Origin of the sequence: Lentilactobacillus parafarraginis DSM 18390 = JCM 14109 (genome assembly GCF_001435895.1) — a bacterium.
Lineage (GTDB): Bacteria > Bacillota > Bacilli > Lactobacillales > Lactobacillaceae > Lentilactobacillus > Lentilactobacillus parafarraginis.
The window spans coordinates 1-5,883 of the sequence record NZ_AZFZ01000095.1 but is presented as its reverse complement, the minus strand read 5'-3'; the positions used below and the strand labels follow the sequence as shown (position 1 = coordinate 5,883).

Genomic DNA, 5,883 nt, shown 5'->3' with positions numbered 1-5,883 from the left:
ACTCAATTTAGATCTCAAACAGTTTCTAAGACATGTTCTCGGTGACAAGCATACAGATGATTTTGTAGAAAATCTGCATCAAATTCAAAAATATTTTGATGGTAAGCTGAATTGACAGACATTATGATGATCTCTCAAAAATTATTATATTGACTGGTAGAGCCTACCCCGACAATCTTCTACGCTCTGAACAAACATCAGCAGCCCTGAACAGCTGATGTTTGTTCAGAGCTATTTTGTAGTGTTCTGATTGTTACATGGCCTAAAAGTATTTATTAAAGAGAACGCTTAATATGAGCGAACCAGAGTTTCGTGAAGTTAATCGCTCCTACTTTTGGATTGATAAATTGGCAATAAAACATCATCAACTAACAATTCCAATTTGCGCTCCGTTAACGGCTGATTAGTAAAAAGTTGAAATCTGAGCCAATCGAATGGTAGCAATGCAATCTCCTCAGGCAAATCTGTCTTTATGATTTCGCCTCTTTTTTTTGCCCGTGTAAGAATGTGATCAAGAGCGTTAAGATCGATCGCGTTTCCTTCGCTCATTAATTGTTGAATCGTCGTATTTTCTTCTTTAGTTGCCTCCCCCAGCAGTTCTGTGATGCGGAAGTCCTTAAATGTTTGCATACTAATAATGAATCGCTGAAGCAGCTGCAATAAATCTTCGCGTAACGAATGACCTGTCAAAGTGAAATCATCCGTTCGGCCGTGATTTTCTGTCGTTATCTTGTCCTGAATTGCGGCAATTGCCAGAGAGAATGGCGTCTGCCATCGACGATAAATAACTGATTTGCTGGTATTAGCCAAATCGGCAACATCAGCGAAATTGAAATTTAAAAATCCCTTAGTTTTCAGAAGCTGTAAGGCTGCCTGATAAATCGCTTGTTCCAGTTCGGCACCCCGACGACGTTTTTGAACCATAATAATGACTCTCCTTTTATAAGATACTTAGAGTATCTTATTGCATTTTTTATCTTCATAGTGTATTATATCAATTATCGTTTTAAGATACTAATAGTTTCTTATTCAGGAGGAAAAATGTAATGAATAAACAAATCCCAAAATCCACAATCATCATCGCCTGGGTTGTTGTCTTTGGTGCAATGGCCCCATTACTTGATTCGACAATGATTAATATTGCGATTAATAAATTGGTTAATAGTTTTGATAGTTCTGTCACAACAGTTCAATGGACCATTACCTGTTATGTATTGGCAACTGGAATTGCTGTTCCATTTTCAAGTTGGTTATTAAATAAATTTGATGGTAAACATGTCTTTATGCTTAGTGAAATTTTATTCGGCATCGGTTCCATTTTAGCCGCAGTTTCACCAAACATTCAATTTCTAATTGGGGCACGCCTGGTTCAAGGATTTGCTGGTGGTTTAATTATGCCACTGCTAACCACCCTTTTGGTTCAAACTGCCGGAGCCGCTGTTATGGGGCAAATGATGGCAACGGTCGGTTTACCCATGATCTTGGGTCCTCTGATCGGGCCTGTCATCGGCGGGATTATCATCAAATTTTTGTCTTGGCAATGGATTTTTTGGATTAACGTTCCCGTAACGCTGACGTCAATTGGTTTAATTATTTGGAAAATGCCTAATTACCCTGCACAAAATCGATCCGCAAAATTAGATCTTATCGGAACACTGCTTCTGATTGGATCCAGCACCAGTATCATTTATGGAATGGTTAAAGCTGCCCACAAGGCCAATTTTAGCAATTCATCAACGCTCACTTTTTTGGCAGCGGGCGTTTCGCTACTAATTATCTACGTTATTTGGGGCGCCATTCGCGGGGAAAAAGCAGTTATCCCGCTTAATTTGTTTAGACATGGATCCTTCAATGGATCAATTATTGGCTTGTTTATTGCTGGAACTGTTCTTAATGGTGCCATGTTATTGTTGCCACTCTTTTTCCAGAACGTGCGTCATATGAGTGTCTTGATGGCCTCACTGGCGTTGATCCCCCAAGGATTGGGGATGTTGATTTCCCGCCCACTCACCGGCCGATTGACCGATTCAATTGGTGCAAAGTATGTCGTTCTTGTCAGTGTGTTTATTGCTTTTGTGGGTACGATTCCTTTTTACTGGATCACTCAAAGCACACCGTACTGGATCATTGCCGTTGTTCTGCTGGTTCGTGGAATTGGGGCCGGTGGTATTTTGACGCCATTGATGGCTGATTCTTATTCCGGAATGAGGACTGACCAAATTTCGAGCGCCACAATCGGTTCACGGATCTTGCAAAATATCGGCAGTGCCTTTGGTTCAGCATTAGTTACAACTGTCGTAACTGCTTTTTCAGCTTCGCACGTTAAAAGTTTTCAGCATCAATTAAAAACTGGTAGCCTCAAACCGGCATCAAGGCAATTGGCTACTTTTATCCACCAACATTTAGTTGCTATTCGACTTGACGCATTTCAACAAGGATTTTTAATGATTTCCCTGGCGGCACTGTTAATCATTCTGCCGACCCTGCTACTTTCTAACAAAATGAAATCAAAAGAATAAGCAGATGCAGGTTACCAAACTACGTGAAGTATTCAAGAGCCTTGCCTGAAGGAAGGTTGATTCGATCATGAAAAACGATATCTTAACAATCATGCATGGGTGGTACATTGCCCTTGGCGTTGTCCTGTGGCTTACACTGGTTACAATTTTTGTTTCGAAACGATACCTCAGCAGCTCCCCGGTTAATTGGGCTAAATTGTATTTAACTCCTATACTATTTATTGTATTTGGTATTGAGAAAATCGTCCGCTTTCGACATTTGGCCGCCACTTTAACAATTTTCTTAGTGATTATTGTGTTAGCCAGTTTCTTTGGTGCTCACTTGGCCTACAAATACCAATCTTTTTTCTGGCGAGAAAATCAAATCAAAATGATTGGCGGCAAATACGCCATTAGTTTAATGATTATGAATGTCATCGTGATGCTGCTGATTAATTTCCATGGTTGGGTAAACCCTGAAAGTTATGAGACTTGGTCATATACATTAACCTATGCAATCATTTCGGCAATTGTTAAGGGGTTGTTAATTGGCCAATCGGTTAATATGTGGTGGCATTTGAAAGTGCTGCCTAAGAACCTGTCTTGAATGCTATTTAATAATTGGTGAGTTCTTTTCAGAATCTGTAATCGTTAGTATGATCCTAATCGAAACAAAAATGAGCTGTGTCCTCGAAGATAACGGGAAGGATTCGAAGAAACAGCTCATTTTAATTCGATTGGTTTTGAATTTGGAGATAATCTTAGGACTCCAAAGAACCCAATTCTGTATGGCATTTATGGCGCCAAATCGATTATTAATATACTTCGTATCTTTGAAAATCGTCAGGATGTTGTTATTCGGATGATAAAATACTTGATTAACGATAAGTCAAAAATAGCGATATAAGACTCCTAAACAATGATGGCCAATACCCTCAATAAATCGGGGGCTTTTTGTTACAAACACCATATCCACTCATAGCAAAAAGCCACCAATCTCTCAGCGACCTTCTTTATCAAACTCGATTAAATTCACCTAAGCGTCCCTTGATTTATTGAGGTCAACACTTGGATATAACCAAATGAGAAATTGTTGTAAATTTGCAGCAAACATCGTATACTTTTTCCAAGAGGTGAGCCAAATGAAATTACCAAATTCCGGAATTAACAATATCAAACCAATTTCTGAATTGCGCTCCTATAATAAGCTTTTAGACGAAGTAACCCCTGAAAATCCTGTCATTCTTACCAAAAACGGCTATGGCAAGTATGCCATTATTGATATTTCCGAGTACGAAAAATACGAACGAACTCAAATTGCCAACGAATTAGTCCAAATTGTTGATCACGCTCGCAAGGGTAATTTGCATTCATTAGAGGATGTTAAAAAGGAAATCATGAACCGATGACTTATACGCTAAACCTCTTCGATGATGCAAGAGATGATATCCAGTTATTAGCAGCTTATTTAGATGATAAATTCGACAGGTCTATCAGTGATAAGGTGCTATCAGGACTATTTGATCAACTTGAAAACTTACGAAGCTTTACAAAGGTCGGCAAACCTATCGAAACGCTCGGAACAAATACGGGTTTGACCGGATTCTATTATCTTAGAACTCCGAAGAACACGATCTTGTATGACGTTAATGACGCTGAATCAGTCATTAATATTCTTCGTATTTTTGACAATCGCCAAGATGTTGTTATTCGAATGATGAAGTATTTAGTTAACTATAAGCCAAAATAACGCTCTAAGTTCTTAAACAGTTACACCAAGGCCGTCGACAAATGTCGGGGGCTATTTTCATACTATCATCACACCCAACACAAAAAGCCGCCAATTTCTCAGCGACTTTCCTTACCAAACTCGATTCAATTCACCTATGCGTCCCCCGAGGACTAAATGGTAGGTTTCATACATTCAAATAGATTAATAAACGGTTGATATAACAGCGTTCTTGCCAACTCTCGTATTCACATTTTCACTTATCTTGAATAATAGTGCCGCAAGAATGCCGCACATAATTAATCGTACTGGCGGGGCAGCAACTGTTAATCTTTTTGGTTAACAGTTTTTTTGTACTAATTCTACTTAGTAGTAGAATCAATAACGAAAGAAGGGTTAAATCATGGTTCAGAATACTGAAGTTGGATTAATAAAATTTACACCAGACACTAATGAATTAGCTAACAACAAAATCTTTTATCTTTCAAAAGTGAGTACTTTTTTAAACTCATCTCAGAAGCCTAATGATAAAATTAATGATCCTGATGAGGGATATGCTTACTTAATGAATGGAGAAAAGATTTCATATAAGGACATTATCAAGCATTACTCAGGGATGTGTCAATCGTACATTAGCTGTTTTACAATACTTTATGACAGCGATTTTGACGAAAATGGAAAAATAAAAAAATGTGTGGCTAACTGTATCAAAGAAAGTAACAACTTAGGTACTAAAAGAGATGCGGTAATATTTAACTTGCAGCCCAAATATAACATGCTAAATACTTTAGATCGTATGGCTCATAATACAGTTGAATTTATCAATAGAGATATTAAAAAGCCCTTAATTGGTGAGGACGGGGTGCAATTATTTCCAACTATGAATTCATTCAAATTTTGTGAGGACCTAAAAAGGGAAGATTTGAATTTAGCGCTTTCTTTTTGTTCTAATATAAGTAAGGGTGGTTTCCCTCGCCATTTTAACAAAGATATGTTAGCTTATTTAAAGAGGAAAGGATTATTAGAAGAGGAAAACAAAAAAACAGATGTAACATTGACAGCGAATAAAATCGTTTATAATCCGGGAAAAATAAGATTTGAAGATAAAGAACATTTTTTTGATCACTTACAAACTGGTGAAGTAACAACAAATGAAATGAACAAATACTTAAAAATATGTTTAGGCGAGAAGGATGATCAATATTCTGATCAGCATGAGTATAGGTTGTTAGTAACTGAATTTGGTGGCACAAACACTTTCCCCTGTGCTATAAAATTATTAACACCTGACAATACTCAACCGTGGTGGGCAAAAATCAAAAAATATAATGAAGTTGATTGTCTTACAATTTCTGATTTTAAAGAATCAGATGGAAATCTAAGAACCGAAAAAATTAAATACACACCTTAATCATTTTAAATAGTCAATGAAAGAATCGCTTTATTCTTAATTTTATTAAACCCTCTTACTGATACACCGAGCTTTTTACTGGCTTCCACACGACTGTATTGCTTATTCATAATGTAATCGTGTAAGATGAATTGATATCGTGGATCATCTATTGAATTAAGGGCATCTTCAATCCTTTTAACTTTATAAGCCTGGTCAGTATAATGCACCAAGCTAGGTACTGTACCCTGTCAAGTTGACACATT

6 protein-coding genes are annotated in these 5,883 nt (G+C 37.4%); 5 read left to right on the top strand and 1 reads right to left on the bottom strand.

Annotation, left to right across the window (positions count from 1 at the left end; translation table 11 throughout):
• Positions 1–318: 318 nt before the first annotated feature.
• On the bottom strand, positions 319–924 hold the full coding sequence (locus tag FD47_RS13415; protein ID WP_054736461.1) for a TetR/AcrR family transcriptional regulator: 606 nt from the start codon (positions 922–924) through the stop codon (positions 319–321).
• A gap of 122 nt (positions 925–1,046) precedes the next feature.
• Here FD47_RS13415 and FD47_RS13410 point away from each other — a divergent pair, with 122 nt between their 5' ends.
• From FD47_RS13410 to FD47_RS13390, 5 genes are all read left to right on the top strand, one after another.
• A complete protein-coding gene (locus FD47_RS13410) occupies positions 1,047–2,519 on the top strand; it encodes a DHA2 family efflux MFS transporter permease subunit (protein WP_054736463.1) in 1,473 nt (490 codons plus the stop codon).
• Positions 2,520–2,586: 67 nt separating this feature from the next.
• Complete coding sequence (locus FD47_RS13405) at positions 2,587–3,105, top strand: hypothetical protein (RefSeq protein ID WP_056980797.1); 519 nt, start codon at positions 2,587–2,589, stop codon at positions 3,103–3,105.
• 535 nt (positions 3,106–3,640) lie between these two features.
• On the top strand, positions 3,641–3,907 hold the full coding sequence (locus FD47_RS13400) for a type II toxin-antitoxin system prevent-host-death family antitoxin (protein WP_054736466.1): 267 nt from the start codon (positions 3,641–3,643) through the stop codon (positions 3,905–3,907).
• Positions 3,904–4,248, top strand: coding sequence for a type II toxin-antitoxin system RelE/ParE family toxin (locus FD47_RS13395; RefSeq protein WP_054736468.1), 345 nt, complete (start codon positions 3,904–3,906; stop codon positions 4,246–4,248). Before FD47_RS13400 ends, FD47_RS13395 begins: the two co-directional genes overlap by 4 nt.
• Positions 4,249–4,630: 382 nt before the next feature.
• Positions 4,631–5,638 (top strand): hypothetical protein, encoded by a 1,008-nt coding sequence (locus FD47_RS13390; protein WP_054736470.1) that lies wholly within the window; start codon positions 4,631–4,633, stop codon positions 5,636–5,638.
• The last annotated feature ends 245 nt before the right edge of the window (positions 5,639–5,883 follow it).

Coding starts and splice junctions, on each gene's coding strand:
- FD47_RS13415 (WP_054736461.1), bottom strand. CDS start 924: ATGGTTCAAAAACGTCGTCGGGGTGCCGAACTGGAACAAGCGATTTAT.
- FD47_RS13410 (WP_054736463.1), top strand. CDS start 1,047: ATGAATAAACAAATCCCAAAATCCACAATCATCATCGCCTGGGTTGTT.
- FD47_RS13405 (WP_056980797.1), top strand. CDS start 2,587: ATGAAAAACGATATCTTAACAATCATGCATGGGTGGTACATTGCCCTT.
- FD47_RS13400 (WP_054736466.1), top strand. CDS start 3,641: ATGAAATTACCAAATTCCGGAATTAACAATATCAAACCAATTTCTGAA.
- FD47_RS13395 (WP_054736468.1), top strand. CDS start 3,904: ATGACTTATACGCTAAACCTCTTCGATGATGCAAGAGATGATATCCAG.
- FD47_RS13390 (WP_054736470.1), top strand. CDS start 4,631: ATGGTTCAGAATACTGAAGTTGGATTAATAAAATTTACACCAGACACT.